Here is a 17,317-nt window from a genome sequence, read left to right as displayed (position 1 = left end):
GCCAGGCCGGAGTCCACCGGAGTGCGGAATGCTCTGCCACCGTACGGCGAACGGGTTTGAGTCTCCCGTAAGGGGAGACGCGAAGGTGGGGGCATGGACGGCGACACGCTCTACTCGATCGGTGACCTGGCCCGGCGGACCGGGCTGACGGTCAAGACCATCAGGTTCTACTCCGATCGCGGGCTGGTGGCACCGACGGACCGCAGCCCGGCCGGCTACCGCCTCTACGGCATCGACGCCGTCGAACGCCTGGACCTCGTACGGACCCTGCGCGACCTGGGGATGGACCTCGCCACGGTTCGGAGGGTCGTGGACCGTGAGCTCTCGCTCCCCGAGGTCGCCGCGGCGCATGCCGAGGCGCTGGCGGTGCAGATCCGCGCCCTGCACCTGCGGCGCGCGGTGCTGATGACGGTGGCCCGGCGCGGGTCCGACCCCGAGGAGATGGAACTCATGCACAAGCTGGCCAGACTCTCCGAGGACGAACGCCGGCGTCTGGTCGGCGAGTTCCTCGACCGCGTTCGGTGCGCTGGCCGACGACCCGCGCTTCGCGGCAGTCACCCGCTCGTTGACCGCGGAGCTGCCCGACAACGCCGAGGCGGAACAGGTGCAGGCCTGGGTGGAGTTGGCCGAGCTGTCCCAAGATCCCCGGTTCCGCGCCGGTGTGCGGCGCGCGGCCGAGGACCTGGCGGCCGAGCAGGCCACCCGGCCGGACGGCGTGCCCGTGCGCCGGGACCTCGCCGCGACCGTCCGGGATCTGGTCGCCCCGGCCCTGGCCGCCGAAGTCGCGCCGGAGTCGCCCCGGGCCGACCCGATCGTCGAAGCACTCACGACCCACTACACGCGGGCCTTCGGCCGCCTCGACGGCTCGGCGCCCCACCCGCGGCTGTTGGAGTGGCTGGAGAACGCGCACGACCCCCGCCGGGAGAAGTACCTGCGGCTGCTCGCGGTGGTCAACGGCTGGCCCGCCCCGCAGAGCCCGGCGCCGGAGTTCGACTGGGCGACCCGGGCCCTGCGCGCGCGACTGCCGTGACCGCGAGCGGCCGACGCCCGACCTCAGCCGACGGCACCAAGGCCAGCGGCGACACCGGCGCTGCCGACCGTGCCGGAGAGCCGCGCCGCCACCGCCGCCGGGCTCGGCATCGCCGAGATCTCGGAGCTGACCTCGCGCGCGGTCCGGGCCAGAGCGTCGTCGGTGAGCAGCCGGTCCAGCAGCGCCGGCCCGATCTCCTCGGCGCCGGCGCTCAGCCCGGCTCCCCGCTCGCGCACCGCGTCCGCGTTGATGAAGCGGTCGGACCCGTCGGGCAGCGCGAGCTGCGGGATGCCCGCGTCCAGCGCGGCGAGCGCGGTACCGCTGCCGCCGTGGTGGATCGCGGCCGCGCAGGTGTCCAGCAGCGCCCGCCACGGCACCCACCCGTACGAGCGGACGTTGTCGGGCAGCGTGCCGAGTGTGCTGAGGTCGAGCTCGCCGGTCGCCAGCACGAAGTCCGCGTCGACCTCGGCGGCCGCAGCGATCACCCGCTCGATCCTGGTCAGGCCGTCGGTCTTGGGCGGTACGGTGCCCAGTGTCACCGCCACGCGCGGGCGGTGGGCGGGCGCGGCCAGGCGCTCGGGCAGCACCCCTTCCCCGTTGTAGGCGACGGGCCGCATCGAGCAGCCGTACCGCTCTCCCCCGGCCATGCTCGGCGGTGCCAGGTCGATGGTGTCCACCGGCTCGGGCAGCCGGTCGACTCCGTGCCGGGCGAAGGTCTCCGCCATCTCCGCGAGCATCAAAGCGCGTAGCCTGGGCGTGCGGACGAACCCCAGGTCGTGCTGGACCGCGGGCACGCCCAGGCTGGTCGCCGCGAGCAGGGCCACCGGGAACAGGTACTCGTACACCACCAGGTCCGGGCGCCACCGCGCGGCGAGTTCGACGGTGGCGTCGGCCACCGCACTGTTGACGTGGGCGGCCAGCGGGACGAATGCCTCGCGGTCGGCCGCATTGGTCTCGACCACCTGCCGCATCAGGTCGGGCCGCCGGGTGCGGCCGGCCTCCCGGATCTCCTTGCGCCAGTCCACCCCCCGGGCGAGGGGCAGGTACGGCAGCCCGGACGCGGCGACCGGCTCGCCGCCGTCCATCGAGGCCACCGCGACCTCGTGGCCCAGCTCGCGCATCGCTCTGGCCAACGGGACCAGCGGGAAGAGATGGCCGACGCCGGGTGCGCCGGCGAACAGTACACGCATGAAAGAACCTCGGTAATCGACGGGCGGGATCAGCCGGCGGCCCGCTGCAGGGCAGCTTCCAGACCGTTCAGCACGGCGTTGCAGTCGCGGTGCAGGGTGGCGGCGTCGACCGCGCTCAGCAGGTAGACCCCGAGCCAGTTGCGCGACCCCGCGGAGGGGTCGAACGCGGGTACCCGCTGTCCCGCCGGCATGGCGAAGGCGGGTACGGCCTCGATGGTGCTGCCCGGTGAGAGCAGGCTCTGCCAGTCCACCGCCTGCGGGTTCCAGACCGGCCTGGTCCGCCAGGGCACTCCGGCCGCATCGGCGGGGACGACGGCCACCGACGCGGCGGCCCGGACCCCGTCGGTCAGCATGGCCCCGGGGAACTCGACCCGCTCGCCCAGCAGCTGCCGGACCAGCATGCCGATCGGGTCGAGCCCGAACACCTCGTGGACCTGCCTGGTCGTCAGCAGGCCGCCGAACCGGGCCGCGGTCTCGATGACCACCAGCTCGCCGTTCTTCATCAGCTTGAGCTCGGTGTGGGTACCGCAGTTCTCCAGCCCGAGCGCGTCGACGGCCTGCCGCGAGACCTCCTCGATCCGGCGCTGCAGCGGCACCGGCATGACGGAGGGCGAGGTGCTGGCCACCTCGACGAAGGACGGCACGGTCGGCAGTTTGGCGGTGATGGCCAGCGGCCGGTAGACGCCGTCCGCGACGATTCCCTCCACGCTCACGTAGTCGCCGTGGCCGGGCTCCCGGTACCAGCCCTCGGTGGAGCCCTCGGCGATCTCCTCGACCAGCCGGTCCCGGTCGGTGTCCGCGGCGTAGAGCTCGTTCATGCCGACCCGGCTGCCGGCCTGGAGTCCACGCTCGATCTCGGTCCACGCCGGGGCGGCGTCCGCGGCCGAGGCCAGCACGATCTGGGCGACCGACCCGGCGCCCCAGGCCGGCTTGAGCAGCAGCGGCGGTGTGAGCTCGGCCAGCGCGGCGTCCAGGTCCGCGAGGCCGTCGACCCGGCGGAACCGGGGTATCGGCACCCCGGCGGCGGCCCACGCCTCCCGCATCAGCCGCTTGTCCCTGGCACGGATGATCCCCTCGCCGGCACCGGCCAGGCCGAGGCGGCTCGCGGCGTGCGCGACGGCCAGCACCGCGAACTCCGAGAGCGTCAGCACCGCGTCGGCTCCGATCGCCTTCGCGTACTCGACGATCAGCTCGACCAGTTCGTCGCCGCGCGGCGCCTCGGACAGCAGCTCGATGCTGGTACAGCTGGGCCGCCACACCTCCTCCGCGGTCGTGGGCAGCGGCGCCAGCGCGAGTACGTGCAGCTCCCCGCAGGCGGCGATGCGAGGGAAGGCGTACTCAAGCGGTGCTCCGCCCTTGACGTAGACGTACAGAATCCTGTTCAACGTACTTCCTCCTGACGGAAGTTCACTCGGCCCGGGTCATCCGCCGGTGCGGAAGGGGCGCAGCTGCAGCAGGCTGACCCGGTCGTCCTCGATCGCCCACTCGATGTCGACCGGGGCGGCGTAGCTCTCGTCGGGCGAGAAGTGCGACTGCAGCAGCCGGCTGATCAGGGCCAGTCGGCACAGTAGGTCCTTGGTCGCGGCGTCCAGGTCGGCGGTGGCGGAGCCCAGCGAGACCGTGCGGCTGCCGCCCTCCATGGTGTTGCACAGGTACTGGAGCGGCGCGCCCTGACCGGAGACCACCTCGGTCACCGAGTGCGGCGAGATGTTGAGGTAGACGTTGCGGAAGTCCTGCGGGCTCAGTGGGTTGCAGGTGACCAGGACGCCGCCGGTGGTGGCACCGACCTGCTCCTGGACGATCACGCCCATGCGGCAGTGGTCCAGGTGGATGCCCGCCTGGTGCCGCAGCAGCACGGCGCGTGGCGAGAGCAGCGAGGCCCAGACCTCCCGCACCGCGTCGAGGACCGCGTCCGTGCCGGTGCGGTCTGCCACCGACTCGTAGAGTCCGGCGGCGGAGAAGCCGGGCAGGTCCTCGGCGTTGGACGAGCTACGGACGACCTGGACGGTCACGCCGTACAGGTGCCGGTCGATCGCCCGGTCGATCTCGGTCCGGATCGGGTCGGGCAGCGGGGTGGTGCGGATCAGCCGCTGCGCTTCGAGGCAGAGTTCCTCGATCCGCGAAGCCCCCTTCGCAAGTGCGGAGTTGATCCGGTCGACGGCGACCTGGAGCTCCGCCGAGGAGTCGAGGAAGCGCTGCTGGAGCGAGAACGGCAGCACGATCCCGCGCGGCACCTGGGCGTGCTCCTTCACCAAGCGCTGTGTGGCCGCGGTCAGCTCGGCGTCGCCCGCGGTCTCCGGGACGCCGAGCTGCCGGGCCAGGTAGCGCAGCAGGTTGTCCCGGGGCGGCCGGGGGACGCGGTAGAACCCGAGCCAGCGCGGTGAGCCGTGCTGCAGCAGATGGGTGAGCTCACCGAGGTTGGCCGCCTTGGTGCCGAACCGGACGCGGTCACCCGCGCGCAGTTCGGACAGCGGGGTGATCGGGGTGGGCGCGAGGTCGGGCCGGTCCACGGTGATGCGTTCGGTCGGCGGCGTCGGCCGAACGCCGTCGCGGCGCGGCTGCGCGGCTTCGAGGAGGAGGTCGGCGCCGTCGGCGTCGACCCGGTAGTGGACCCATCGGCCGGCCAGCACGGCGCGGTCGATCCGGTCGACGGCTCCGATGCCGACGGCGTTGGGGATCCGCCACCCGGCGGCCATCACGTTGATGTGGGAGAGCGGGGTGGTGTGCTCGGTGTGGATGATGCCGGACACCCGGGGGATGTCCTCGGGAACCTTGGGCATCACCACGATGTCGTGCCACTCCAGCGGCTCGGGGTCGGCCCGGTACTCCTCCTCGGAGCGGAACACCCGCAGCCGCCCGTGGGCCGTCCCGGGGTTCAGCGGCACGAAGGAGGCCGTGGAGTAGAGCTCGTGGGACAGGACGCGCGGTATCTCGGTCTCCGGGATCCGAGCGACGTAGCCCTCCTGCCGGTGGTTGGCCGGCTTGAGGACCAGCGGCAGCGACGGGTCGACGTGGTCGCGCACCCGGTGGTAGAAGAGCCGCAGCATGTCCTGGGACATGGTGTCGACGTCGACGGTCTCCAACGACAGGAAGGCGTCCGCCGCCTGGCCGCTCTCCGGGCCCTGCCGGGTGTGCAGGGCGAGGGTACCGAGATAGAAGCGGCGGTCGGGATTCCGGTAGACGTCGTCGTTGAACGAATCGAGCCTGCCGGCCAACTCGTCGATCGACATGCCGAGTATCTCGCACGCGATGTAGCGGACGTGGAGGGTGCCGTCCGCACTGTCGATGAAGTGGAGCACCGACTCGGCGCGGTCGAGCACGATTTTCACATAGGGATAGCCCCCGACGTTGCCGGCGAGCTGGGAAAACTCCTGGATGGTGAGCTTTTTGCCTGGGAGGCGAGGCCGCGTGGTCGCTTCGTTGCGATCCGAACGGGGAATGCGCACAGTTCAGCCATTCGTCATCGTGTACACGATCAGTGTGCACCAGGTCAGAAGGGTGGTACGGCTACACACATATTGCCATCACATCTGGACTTCTGACGAATGGTCACATGACATCCGGTCACTATGGATTGATTCGGCCATAAAGATCCCGCCCAATGAAACTGCACCGGCGGGTCAAGCTGTGGCAAAGGTCACAACAAGTAGGCACTCGGCCGGCCGGACAATCGAAGATTTCCGGAATGTTGATTCCTGCACGATCTCCAGCCCGGAGCCCGGTGCACCCCACGGCCGTCATCCAGCTGCATGTCATGTCCAGTGCCACAAAGGTCGTCACAGATCTACTCCGAGCGTGCTCCTGCCGGTACTGTGCTCGCCACCAACATCCCGTCGGGGAGGGGTCGTCCATGGCGATCGCACGCAGATCGGTGCTCAAGGGCTCGTCGGCGGCGGGCGCCGCCCTGGTGGTGGGCGGGTCCACGGAGGCCTCCGCCGCCGAACCGGCCGCCCCGCCGGGCCCGTTACTCCAATCCCGCCCGCACCGGCTCGGGGCGCCGAGCGTGAACGGACTCCACCTGCAGTTCGGCACCGACCCCGCCACCCAGATGACCGTCTCCTGGATCACCCCGCAGTCGGTCCGCCAGCCGCAGGTCCGGCTCGGCTCGCCCGACGGCGGCTTCGGCCGGACCGTCGCCGCCGAGACCAGGACGTACCGCGACGCCGCCACCAGGGAAGAGGTGTACGTCCACCACGCCCGCCTCACCGGGCTCCGCCCGGCGACCACCTACCTGTACACCGCCGGGCACGACGGCACCGCTCCGGAGACCGGATCGTTCACCACCGCCCCGCGCGGCCGCGCCGCCTTCACCTTCACCAGCTTCGGCGACCAGGCCACCGCCAACCTCCGCAGGACGGTCGACCTCCCACCCGGCGTCCCCTCGCCCACCGGGGGCTATCCCCTCTACACCAGCAGCCAGGTGGGCTCGGCCGCCTCCGCGGACATCGTGGCGGCGGTGGAACGGGTCGGCCCGCTCTTCAACCTGGTCAACGGCGACCTCTGCTACGCGGCCGCCAGCCCCCGCTTCGGCCAGAGCCGCACCGCGACCTGGGCCGACTGGTTCATCAGCAACAGCCGCTCCGCCCGGCTGCGCCCCTGGATGCCCTGCGCCGGCAACCACGAGAACGAGCAGGGCAACGGCCCGATCGGCGCCTCGGGCTACCAGACCTACTTCGAACTCCCCCACTCCGCCGCCTCCTTCGACCAGGAGACCCGGGGCATGTGGTACGCCTTCACGGTCGGCGCGGTCCGCTTCATCTCGCTCGCCAACGACGACGTCGCCATCCAGGACGCCGGTGACAGCTATGTGCACGGCTACTCCGGCGGAGCCCAACGGGACTGGCTCGAAGCCGAGTTGGGGTCAACGCGGGCGGACCGGTCGATCGACTGGATCGTGGTCTGCATGCACCAGCCGATGATCTCGAGCACCAAGTCCGGCAGCGGGAGCGACCTGGGCGTGCGCAGCTCCTGGGGCCCGCTCTTCGACCGCTACGGCGTCGACCTCGTCGTCAGCGGCCACGAACACCACTACGAGCGCTCGCACCCCGTGCGCGGCGCCCTCCCCAACGAGACGCGCACCCCGATCCCGGTGTCGACCCGGACCGACGTGATCGACACCGGCCGAGGCACCGTCCACATGGTCATCGGTGCCGGCGGCAACTTCGCCACCTCCCAGAACGACCTCTTCGACAAGCCGTACGGCCGGGTCATCGTCTCGCTCGGCGACCAGGTGGGCAACTACCTGGCGGGCCACCGGGATCCGGTCTGGGTCACCGAGGACGCCCCCTGGGCCTCGGTCCAGGACCGCCGGCACACCCACGGCTTCGCCGCGTTCGACGTCGACCCCGGCGACCGCCGGAGCGGCCGCACCCGGATGCGGGTCACCTACTACACCTTCGACGGCCCGCACGGCGACCTGACCCCGGTGGACGCCTTCACCCTGGAACGGCCGCGCTCCGACGCCCGCGCCTGAATCCCGACGGCGACCCGGGGTGCCGCGGGGGACCGAGCCCGACGACCCGGACCGGCGGTCCGGGCCGGGCCGTTGCGCTCGCGCTCTTTCGAGCGACCGTCAGATGATGCGCTCCAGGAAGTGATTGGCGACCAGCCAGCCCACGTTGAAGTCCCGTCCGGGCGGGGCCCCGGGGACGAGGCTCGAGTCCAGCTGGTACTGGGTGCCGAGTCCCGGCTGGGCGAACCAGGGCGCGACGGGTCCGGTGAAGACCTTGAACGGCTTGAGCACCCGGTAGTCGTGGTAGTTGCAGCCGGCCGCCGGGTCGCCGACCAGGTTCTGCGGCGGAATGGCCCGCTGCGCGTACGGCGTCCCCTCGGGGGCGAGGAATTGGCCGCGCTCACTGCCGAAGCGGTCGATGTCCTGGTCCTCCTGCAGGGTCACCTCGCTCTTCTGCGGCGTGCCGTCCGGATTGAGGACGTATCCGTCCTGCTTCGGGAAGATGAAGCCGCCGTCGCGCCAGTAGAGGTCCAGGAACCGCTCGGAGCCCAGGTCATCGGTGGGACGGTAGCCGGTGACCTCCTTGCCCACCAGGCCGAGGACGGGCAGGCGCAGCGGGCCGAGCCGCGGGTCCCCGTCGAGGAGCTCGGTCGAGCACTCGGTCAGCGACTTGTCGAATGCGGCTTGGCCGGGGCCATGCCCCCCGCCGTGATCGGCGCGGAACGTCTGCGCCTCGGCGGCGGCCGGCAGTGAACCGGCGAACAGGACCGCGGCGGCGGCCAGGGTCGTAAGGATGCGAGGAACCTTCACACTGCTCCCTCGAACGGGCCGGTGCGCCCCGATCACATGCGGACCTGACACACCGTCGACGATTCGGCCACGGTGTGTAGCCGCGCGCATACGTAACCGTCCGCGGTGACGGTGAGTCAACAGGGCGCGCCGAGTGCACCGTGCCCCGCGCGCTGCGGGCTCCCCCGGAACGCACCCGGTCGAGCAGAGGGAGCTCAGTCGAGGACGACGGGTTCGCCGGTCAGTGCGACGCCCGCCCGGCGCATCTCCCCGATGGCGCTGTCGGTGCTGTCGGCGGCGACACCGGCGGTGTAGTCCAGCAGGACGCGGACGGCGAAGCCCGCGCGGACACCGTCCAGCGCGGTGGCCCTCACACAGTGGTCGGTGGCGATGCCCACGACGTCGACGTCGCTGACGTTCCGCGCTCGGAGCCAGTCGGCCAGCGGTGTACCGTCCTCGGCCGAGCCCTCGAAGCCGCTCTTCGAGGCGGAGTGCGCCCCCTTGTAGAAGACTTCGTCGACGGCCCCGGAGTCCACGGCGGGCGCGAAGTCGGGGTGGAAGGCGCTTCCCTCGCTGCCGGCCACGCAGTGCACCGGGAAGGAGTCGCGGTAGTCGGGGTGGTCGGAGAAGTGGCTGCCCGGATCGATGTGGTGGTCCCGGGTGGCGACCACGTGCGCGTAGTCACTCGCGGTGGAGTTCTGGACCAGGCCGGCGATGGCGCCGGCCCGCTCCGCGCCGCCCTTGACGGGTACGCTGCCACCCTCGCAGAAGTCCTTCTGCACATCGACGACGATCAGTGCACGGTGCACGCTGCAACCCTTCCTCGCTGGGACTCGGGCCCCATCCGTGCCCGCCCCGCCGCCGCGGAGTGCGTCCCGGCCCGGTCATTCACCCGACCGCACCCCGCCCACTTCCGGCCGTTCCCAGATCCTGCGGTAGGCCTCGCGGTAGCCCGGCGGGTCCCAGGCGGTGACCCCGGTGCTGTTGGCAGCGGTGGCGACGTGGACCGGTGCGACGTATCCGCTGGCTGGGTCGCCGGCGAAGGCGCGGTTGAACTCGTCGACGACCTGCCAGCCCTGTTCGGTGAGCGGCTCGGGAACGGTGGCGGCCTGGAACTGCCTGCTCTGGATGCGCTGGAAGGCCGAGGGGTCGCCGTCGCCCGCGCCGATGTTGAACGGGGCGCCGTCACCCGGCTTGCCGGCCGCGCGCAGGGCGGGTGCGGCATCGGCGAAGTAGAGGTCGTTGATCGCGGCGGAGAAGGTCCACTGGCCCTGGAAGCGGGCGAGCAGCGAGGAGACCTCCTGGGGCGTACGGCCGCTGGCGTCGGCGATCGGAATGTTCGCGGAGGCCAGCAGCCTGACGTTGGGACAGTCGGCGAGACCGCTCTTGATCAGGTCGGACTTGTTCCTGGCGAACGGGATCGAGTCATCGGTGAAGACCACCACCCCGGCGTTGCCGTTGGACTCCGCGATGACCCAGTCCGCGGTGATCCGGGCGACCTCCGTGACGCTGGTGGTGACGTTGCTGAAGAGTTTGGGGTTCTGGCTCGGGCCGGGGGTGGCCTCCGCGTGCCAGCCGACCAGCGGGAGGTGCGCCGCTTCGGCCTGTGCCAACTGCTGCGCGGTCAGGGCGGGATCGAAACCGCCGATGACGATGCCCGAGGGTCTGAGGTCGATCGCCTGGCTGAACGCCGCCTGGATGCCGACCGGCGTGCCCTGCCCGTCGATCACCCGGACACTCCATCCGATGACCGCCGCGGCCTCGGCCACGCCCCTTGCCACGCCGGCGACGCCCGGGTTGGTCATGGTCTGGGCCACGAAGACGATCGTCTTGCCGGGTACCGCCGCAGGACCGCTGGTGGGGCCCCTCCAGGCGAGGTCGATCCGCTCCGCCTGCTGGACGTCGGACTTGGCCCGGTCGAGGACGGCCGGGCAGCCGGCTCTCGTCGGCCCCGCGGTGGCGGAGCCGGTGCCGGTCGACACGCCGCGCTGGCAGCAGGCCAGCAGACCGGCCGCAGCCAGCAGGGCGGCACCCCTGACGGCCCTACGGTTCACCGGGCGTCCCGGGGCGCGGCGGCGTCCGCCGGGGCGTGCCCGTTCCCGGCGGCGTCGGCGCGCAGCCGGCGGCGTGCGGAGTAGCCCGCCAGGCCGACCGCGACCAGCAGGGCCGCGCCGTTGAACAGCGGGACGGTCCAGAAGTCGGCGCCCAGTTGGCCGATCCCGGCGAGCCCGATGGCGAGGACGGCGACGGCGACCACGGTTCCCAGCGCGTTGGCCCGGCCGGGCCTGATCGCGGTCGAGCCGAGCAGCGCGCCGACGAAGGCGGGCAGCAGGTAGTCGATGCCGACGCTCGGGTTGCCGATCTGCTGCTGGGCGGCGAGCAGGACGCCCGCGCAGCCGACGACCAGTCCCGATCCGGCGAAGGCGTACACGCCGTACCGACGGATCGGGATGCCGACGAGTTCGGCGGCACGGGTGTTGGAGCCGATGACGTACATGTACCGGCCCAGCGGCAGCCGTTCCAGCAACAGCCACAGCGCGGCGGTGAGCACGACCACGTAGGAGGCGGACACCGGCAGGCCGAGGAACTTGGAGTCATAGAGGTCGGTGAAGCCTGCGGGCAGGCCGCCCGGGCCGGGCACGATCCGGGCGCCGCCGGTGATCCAGCCGGTGAAGGCGTACAGGATGCTGCCGGTGCCGAGCGTGGCGATGAAGGAGTCGATGCGGCCGTACTCGACGACCAGGCCGTTGAGGACGCCGAAGGCCGCCCCGCCGGTGATCACCGCCAGGCAGGCGAGGGGCCAGGGCCAGCCGCCGACGATGAGCTGCAGTGTCAGGACGTGGGCGAGCCCGAGGCCGTAGCCGATGGAGAGGTCGAACTTGCCGGTGACCACCGGGATCGTGGCGCCGAGCGCCAGGAGCGCCGGGATCGACTGGTTGGAGAGGATGGAGGAGATGTTGTCCAGGGTGGGGAAGGTGTCCGGCAGCACCACGGAGAAGACCAGGAACAACAGGGCGGCGAGGGCCGGCAGACCGTAGGTGCCGATGAGGTGGTGGCCGCGCGGCCACCGGCGGGAGCGGTTTGCGGTCATCGGTCCTGGTGCTTCAGTCGACGTCGCCGCCGCTGACGGCGGGCATGGCCGAGGCGGCGCGGGTCAGCCCGGCGACGGTGAGGGCCGCGCCGGTCAGTTCGCGGGTCACCCTCCCGCGGACGAACACCAGGGCGCGGTGGCACACGGTGGTGACCTCCTCGAAGTCGGTGGAGCTGAGCAGCACCGCGAGGCCGGCGGCCAGTGCCTGGTCCAGCAGGCGGTAGAGCTCGGCCTTGGCGCCCACGTCCACGCTGGCGGTCGGCTCCTCGAGGACCAGCAGGCGGCGGCGCACCCGGAGCCAGCGGCCGAGCATCACCTTCTGCTGGTTCCCGCCGGACAGCGTGGCGATCGGGGCCTCGCCGTCCCTGGGGCGTACCGAGAAGCGTTCGATCAGGGTGGCGGCCTCGGTGCGCTCGCGCCTGGGGCTGATCCAGTGCGGCGCCGGCCGCTCGCCCACCCCGGGGTTGGCCAGCAGGTTCTCACGGACCGTCAGTTCCGGTGCGCATCCTTCCTCCTGGCGGTTGCCGGTGACGAAGCCGACGCCGGAGGCGGCGGCCGCGGCGACCGTGCGCGGGGCGTAGGGCCTGCCGTCGAGCAGGGCGTACCCGGCGCGGATCGGCCGGGCGCCGGCGAGGGCGCGGCCCAGGTCGAGGTGGCCGGCGCCGGTGAGCCCCACCATCGCGAGGATCTCGCCGGCGTGGAGTTCGAGGCTCACCGGTCCGGCGTGCTCGGTCCGTACGCCGTGCAGGCTCAGCACGACCGGGCCGCTGGGGGTCGTGGCGCGGCGGTAGCCGGTCGGCTCGCGGCCCACGATGTCGTGCACCAGGCGCCGGGGGCTGTGGCCGGCGAGCGGGCCGGAGCTGATCAGGCGGCCGTCGCGCAGCACGGCGAAGGTGTCGGCGACCCGGTACACCTCGTCGAGGCGGTGGGTGACGTAGACGATGCCGTGCCCCCTCTCACGCAGGACGTGCAGCACGTGGAAGAGCCGGGCGCTGTCGGCGGCGGGGAGGCTGGCGGTCGGCTCGTCCAGGACGATCAGCTCCGCCCGCCTCGCCAGGGCGCGGGCGACGGCGACCAGCGAGCGCTCGGCCGGGGCCAGGTCGGCGATCCGCACGTCGGGGTCCAGGTGTCCGGCGACGGTCCCGAGGGCCTCGGCGCAGCGCTCCCGGGTCTGCCGCCAGGAGACCAGGCCGTGGCAGCGCGGGTAGCCGGTGCCCAGCGCGATGTTCTCGGCGACCGTCATCCACTCGACCAGCCCGAGGTCCTGGTGGATGAAGGACATGCTCCGGGTGGCGGCCTCGCTCCCGATCGGGTGGCCGGCCACCGTCACCTCCCCCTCGTCGGCGCGCTCGACCCCGGCGAGGATCTTGATGAGGGTGGTCTTCCCGGCACCGTTCGGACCGAGCAGGGCCAGGACGCTGCCGCGGTGGATGTCGAGGTCGACTCCGGCCAGTGCGCGGGTGCCGCCGAACCGCTTGCCGAGACCGCGGATGCGGACGAGCGGGCCCGCCGAGGCGTCGCCCACCGTGGTGTCGGGAGCGTCATGCATGGACCTCTCCAGGGCTCGGCCGCCAAGGGCCGTTGCCGCTGCCCCACCGGATCGCGCCGTCTCTCTCGCGGTGCACCGTTCCTACCAGCTGAGGCCCGGCCGCCGCACCGCCGACACACGGTTTCGCCGAGCCGCGTCGCTAGATGGCGGGTATGTCAGCCAGGTAGCTCGCGGACAGGTCCGGAAGGTCTCCGGACGGCTCCACGGCGCACTCGGCCCAGATGACCTTGCCCCGGTCGGTGTAGCGGGTGCCCCAGGCCTGGGCGAGCTGGGCGACCAGGAACAGGCCGCGGCCGCCTTCGTCGGTGGTGGCGGCGTGGCGCAGGTGCGGCGCGGTGCTGCTGGCGTCGGAGACCTCGAAGATCAGCGTGCGGTCGTGGATCAGTCGTACCTGGATGGGCTCGCTGCCGTAGCGGATGGCATTGGTGACCAGCTCGCTGAGCAGCAGTTCGGTGACGAAGGCGACCTCGTCCAGGCCCCAGTCTCCCAGCCTGCGGGTGACGGCGGCGCGGATGTCGGCGACCCGGGCGGGGTCGGCGGGCACCTCCCAGGTGGCGATCCGGTCGCAGGGCAGCGCCCGGGTGCGGGCGACGAGCAGTGTGACGTCGTCGACGAGCCGTTGGGGGACCACGGTGTCCACGATCGCGCGGCAGGTTTCCTCCGGAGAGCTGTCCGGGCGGGCCAGCGCGCCGCGCAGCCGGTCGAGCACGGTGTCGACGTCGCACCGGCGGTCCTCGATGAGCCCGTCGGAGTAGAGCACCAGTCGGCTGCCCTCGGGGAGGTGGAACTCGGCGGTCTCGAAGGGCAGGCCACCGAGCCCCAGCGGTGGCCCGGCGGGCAGCTCGGGGAGCGTCACCGTGCCGTCGGGCCGGACCACCGCGGGCGGGGGGTGGCCGGCGCGGGCCAGGGTGCAGCGCTGGTTGGTCGGGTCGTAGACGACGTACAGGCAGGTGGCGCCGATGATGCCGGTGCGGTCGGCGGCGGGTTCCGCGTCGTCCTCCTCACGGTCGAGGCGGCCGACGAGGTTGTCCAGGTGGGTGAGGAGTTCGTCGGGGGCGAGGTCCAGCTCGGAGAAGTTGTGCACGGCGGTGCGCAGCCGACCCATGGTGGCCGCGGCGTGCAGGCCGTGTCCGACCACGTCGCCGACGACCAGGGCGACCCGGGCGCCGGAGAGCGGGATGACGTCGAACCAGTCGCCGCCGACACCGGACTCGGCGGGCAGGTAGCGGTGGGCGACCTCGACGGCGCTCTGCTCGGGCAGGCCGCGCGGGAGCAGGCTGCGCTGCAGGGCCAGCACCATGCTGTGCTCGCGGGTGTACCGGCGGGCGTTGTCGATGCAGATGGCGGCGCGGGTGGCGAGCTCCTGGGCCAGCGAGCGGTCGTCGTCGCCGTAGGGGGCGAGGTCCCGCGCACGGTAGAAGCTGGCGATGCCCAGGACGACGCCGCGGGCGAGCAGCGGGACGGTGATCAGGGAGTGGACGCCCAGGGCGAGGATGCACTCGGCGCCCTTGGGGGTCTGGGCCTGCCAGCCGGCGGCCGTGCTCAGATCGGGTTCCAGCACCGCCTGGCCGCTGGTCAGGCAGCGGACGTGCGGTGTGGTGGGACGCAGGTCGACCCGTGTGCCGACCGGGTAGAAGGGGCAGTCATCGGTGACGCCGTGGACCACGGTGCGGTGCAGGTCGCTGCGCGGATCGGCGGACTCCTCGCCGCGCAGGACGGCCTCGGGCAGGTCGATGGTGACGTAGTCGGCCAGCCGCGGGACCGCCATCTCGGCGAGCTCCCAGGCGGTGCGGGTGACGTCCAGGGTGGTGCCGATCCGGGTGCTGGCCTCGGAGAGCAGCTCCAGGCGGCGGCGGGCCGCGACGGCGTACTTGCCGACGCCGGGCTCGCCCACGAGCAGCAGTCCGGCGGAGACGCGGCGCCCGGTGGCACCGCCGGTGGCGCGGGTGTCCGAAGTGCCGCCGGACGGGCGGGCGTCGATGGGGCACGACGGGGCGGCTTCGGCGGGGCCGGGCGGCGGGGCGGGGCGGGCGGGCGGGGCGATGGTCATCGGGAGGCTGAGCTGCTCGCCGAGGCGGCCCGGAACGGTGAGCTGCGGCCGGATCGAGCCGCTGTGCAGGACCACCTCGATGACGACGCCCTCCACCCCGGAGCTGCTGGTCACCGGGTGGCTCATCAGGGTGACCCGCCGGCCGCGGGACAGGGTCACCTCGACGGCGGCCCGCTGGGCCCGGGAGATGAGCTCGGTGGCCTGCTCCGCGAGGAGCACCTGGTCGTTGCGGTCCAGTCCGCTCTGGGCCAGCTCGTCCACCCCGAGCAGACGCCGCCCGTCCCCGGCCGTCTCACCCGCTTGCACCGGGCGGCCGGAGTCGAGGTAGGCCCGCAGCAGCGCGCGCTCCCGCGCCGAGCTCTGCGTCAGGAGCCTCTGTTCGATCACGGCGGCCGCCTTTCGGACCACGGTGTCCAGCGCCGGGTCGGCGTAGCTGCGGGGGAAGCCGAGGCAGAGGACCCCCTCGATGCGTCCGCTGAGCGGGTTGCGGACGGGGATCGCCGAACAGCCGTTGACCTGCGATCGCTCGGCGAAGTGTTCGGCACCGTAGACGTGGATGAGTCGCCGTTCGGCGAGGGCGAGACCGATGCCGTTGGTCCCCCCGTACTGCTCGGCGAACACGAAGCCGGGAAGGCTCTGGAACTCGGGCAGGGTCTTGGCCATGGAGATCTCACCGAAGCGGCGCTGCAGCACCGTACCGGTCTCGTCGGTGAGGGCCACGTTCATCCGGCTGCCCGCGAACCTGGCCGCCAGCCGGTCCAGCACCGGTACGGCCGCACGGACGAGCCGGCCGTCCGGTTCGAAGTCCGGCCGGTACGGCAGCTCGATCCGGTCCGGTGAGAGCCCCAGCAGCTGGGAGCGCTGCCACGAGTCGAGGATGAGGCTCCGCACGTGGCCCTCGACCGTCCCGTCGTGCAGGAAGCGCTCACGGACCCGTGCGGGGCCTATGCCCGCCTCGCCGGCACCTGTCACGATCGCCACGGCACTCACACTCCGGGAGCTGCCCCCTTCGAAGCAATATTAGGACTTTGACCACGAAGCGGATTCCTCAGCGGATTCCCCGCGCCCGGCCGGGCCGGGACGCCGCGGTGGCAGCGGCCCGGCAGCCACCGCATCATCGGCTGTACGGGGGAGACGGGACGGAGGAGCGCCATGAACGGTTCTGCCGTCCCACCGAGGCCGCCGGCCGGGGATCGCACGCCTCCCGCAGGCGGTGTCGCGATGACCCGTGACGAGTTCGACGCGCTCTTCGAGCGGCTGCGCCGCGACCGCCTCCCCGGCCTCCCCGGACGGACGCAGCGCGTGGTGGCGGCCGGTCTGGTACGCACCGGCGAGGTCGTCGCCATGGGCCGGCCGTGGGACAGCGTGCCGGGGCCCGACAACCGCAGGCCCGCGCTGCACCTGATGACCGAGCTGGCGGACGTCACTCCCCCGGAACCGACCGTGCACAAGGACTTCCTCGCGTCCGACTTCCACGGCAAGTCGCAGACGCACCTGGACGCGCTCTGCCACATCGCGTACCGGGGGCTGCTCTTCGCGGGCGTACCGGCGCGCGAGGTCGTCTCATCCCGGGGCGCCTGCTACGGCGCGGTGACCGACCTGCTGCCGGGGCTGGTGGGACGAGGGGTACTGCTGGACGTGGCCCGGCTGCGCGGCCGGGCCTGGCTGGAGCCGGGCGAGGCGGTCGAGGGCCCGGAGCTGCTCGCCTGCGCCGAGCGGCAGGGCAGCCCGCTGCTGCCCGGCGACATCCTGCTGCTCCGCACGGGCCATCTCGCCCGGCGGCGCAGCCTGGGAGCGTGGGATGCGGACGGCCTCAGTGCGGGGCTCCACCCCGGTGCGATGCACGTCCTGCACGAGTCGCGGGCCTCGGCGCTGGGCGGCGACGGCGACAGTGACGTGCGTCCGAGTCCCGTGCCGGGTGTGCACTCACCGATCCATGTGCTGGCCGTCACCGCCATGGGGCTGCCGCTGATCGACAACATGGACCTGGAGGCGCTGGCCGAGACCTGCGCCCGCACCGGCCGCTGGGAGTTCCTCTTCCTGGCCGCGCCCCTGAACATCCCCCACGGCACCGGCTCACCGGTCAATCCGCTCGCCCTGTTCTGACCGGGCCCTGCTCTCACCCGGAGCATCTGGAACTGTCAATCCAGTTGTGTGCCAAGGCGG

At 72.4% G+C, this 17,317-nt stretch carries 11 protein-coding genes and 1 pseudogene; 3 read left to right on the top strand and 9 right to left on the bottom strand.

From position 1 onward, the window contains the following. The first annotated feature begins 93 nt into the window (after positions 1 to 93). A pseudogene (locus ACWDAK_RS05145) lies at positions 94 to 1,030 on the top strand (MerR family transcriptional regulator). Between the two features lie 23 nt (positions 1,031 to 1,053). Here ACWDAK_RS05145 and ACWDAK_RS05140 read toward each other — a convergent pair. The 3 genes from ACWDAK_RS05140 to ACWDAK_RS05130 are packed head-to-tail and all read right to left on the bottom strand — an operon-like array spanning position 1,054 to position 5,540. Beyond that, positions 1,054 to 2,220: a nucleotide disphospho-sugar-binding domain-containing protein gene (locus tag ACWDAK_RS05140; protein WP_344639101.1), complete on the bottom strand. Its 1,167-nt coding sequence runs from the start codon at positions 2,218 to 2,220 to the stop codon at positions 1,054 to 1,056. Between the two features lie 29 nt (positions 2,221 to 2,249). Continuing rightward, positions 2,250 to 3,605, bottom strand: coding sequence for an ATP-grasp domain-containing protein (locus ACWDAK_RS05135; RefSeq protein WP_427393120.1), 1,356 nt, complete (start codon positions 3,603 to 3,605; stop codon positions 2,250 to 2,252). Between the two features lie 36 nt (positions 3,606 to 3,641). Further along, positions 3,642 to 5,540 carry a PEP/pyruvate-binding domain-containing protein gene (locus ACWDAK_RS05130; RefSeq protein ID WP_427393119.1) on the bottom strand — a complete coding sequence of 633 codons (1,899 nt, stop codon included), beginning with the start codon at positions 5,538 to 5,540 and terminating at the stop codon, positions 3,642 to 3,644. A gap of 530 nt (positions 5,541 to 6,070) precedes the next feature. On the opposite strand from ACWDAK_RS05130, the gene ACWDAK_RS05125 reads away from it, so the two are divergent. Next, the gene (locus ACWDAK_RS05125) at positions 6,071 to 7,693 is read left to right on the top strand and encodes a purple acid phosphatase family protein (RefSeq protein ID WP_344639104.1); all 1,623 of its coding nucleotides are present in this window, start codon (positions 6,071 to 6,073) and stop codon (positions 7,691 to 7,693) included. A 99-nt stretch (positions 7,694 to 7,792) separates the two neighbouring features. On the opposite strand, the gene ACWDAK_RS05120 is transcribed toward ACWDAK_RS05125, so the two are convergent. The 6 genes from ACWDAK_RS05120 to ACWDAK_RS05095 form a co-directional block, all read right to left on the bottom strand. After that, on the bottom strand, positions 7,793 to 8,482 hold the full coding sequence (locus tag ACWDAK_RS05120; RefSeq protein WP_344639105.1) for a TNT domain-containing protein: 690 nt from the start codon (positions 8,480 to 8,482) through the stop codon (positions 7,793 to 7,795). Between the two features lie 194 nt (positions 8,483 to 8,676). Continuing rightward, positions 8,677 to 9,270 (bottom strand): isochorismatase family protein, encoded by a 594-nt coding sequence (locus ACWDAK_RS05115; protein WP_427393118.1) that lies wholly within the window; start codon positions 9,268 to 9,270, stop codon positions 8,677 to 8,679. A 75-nt stretch (positions 9,271 to 9,345) separates the two neighbouring features. Then, the gene (locus ACWDAK_RS05110) at positions 9,346 to 10,515 is read right to left on the bottom strand and encodes a substrate-binding domain-containing protein (RefSeq protein ID WP_427393117.1); all 1,170 of its coding nucleotides are present in this window, start codon (positions 10,513 to 10,515) and stop codon (positions 9,346 to 9,348) included. Next, positions 10,512 to 11,552 carry an ABC transporter permease gene (locus tag ACWDAK_RS05105; RefSeq protein WP_344639108.1) on the bottom strand — a complete coding sequence of 347 codons (1,041 nt, stop codon included), beginning with the start codon at positions 11,550 to 11,552 and terminating at the stop codon, positions 10,512 to 10,514. Before ACWDAK_RS05105 ends, ACWDAK_RS05110 begins: the two co-directional genes overlap by 4 nt. 13 nt (positions 11,553 to 11,565) lie before the next feature. Further along, positions 11,566 to 13,101 carry a sugar ABC transporter ATP-binding protein gene (locus ACWDAK_RS05100; RefSeq protein WP_427393116.1) on the bottom strand — a complete coding sequence of 512 codons (1,536 nt, stop codon included), beginning with the start codon at positions 13,099 to 13,101 and terminating at the stop codon, positions 11,566 to 11,568. A gap of 139 nt (positions 13,102 to 13,240) precedes the next feature. Further along, on the bottom strand, positions 13,241 to 16,132 hold the full coding sequence (locus ACWDAK_RS05095; RefSeq protein WP_427393115.1) for a SpoIIE family protein phosphatase: 2,892 nt from the start codon (positions 16,130 to 16,132) through the stop codon (positions 13,241 to 13,243). 240 nt (positions 16,133 to 16,372) lie between these two features. Between ACWDAK_RS05095 and ACWDAK_RS05090 the strand changes: the two genes are divergently transcribed. Next, positions 16,373 to 17,257, top strand: a complete 885-nt coding sequence (locus ACWDAK_RS05090) for a cyclase family protein (RefSeq protein WP_344639111.1) — start codon at positions 16,373 to 16,375, stop codon at positions 17,255 to 17,257. The last annotated feature ends 60 nt before the right edge of the window (positions 17,258 to 17,317 follow it).

The organism is Kitasatospora sp. NPDC001175, assembly GCF_053598215.1.
This window is presented reverse-complemented; position numbering and strand designations above follow the sequence as displayed.

Excerpts from the sequence above, each read along its gene's own strand:
- ACWDAK_RS05090 (WP_344639111.1), top strand. The coding sequence starts at position 16,373 with ATGACCCGTGACGAGTTCGACGCGCTCTTCGAGCGGCTGCGCCGCGAC.
- ACWDAK_RS05140 (WP_344639101.1), bottom strand. The coding sequence starts at position 2,220 with ATGCGTGTACTGTTCGCCGGCGCACCCGGCGTCGGCCATCTCTTCCCG.
- ACWDAK_RS05125 (WP_344639104.1), top strand. The coding sequence starts at position 6,071 with ATGGCGATCGCACGCAGATCGGTGCTCAAGGGCTCGTCGGCGGCGGGC.
- ACWDAK_RS05100 (WP_427393116.1), bottom strand. The coding sequence starts at position 13,101 with ATGCATGACGCTCCCGACACCACGGTGGGCGACGCCTCGGCGGGCCCG.
- ACWDAK_RS05105 (WP_344639108.1), bottom strand. The coding sequence starts at position 11,552 with ATGACCGCAAACCGCTCCCGCCGGTGGCCGCGCGGCCACCACCTCATC.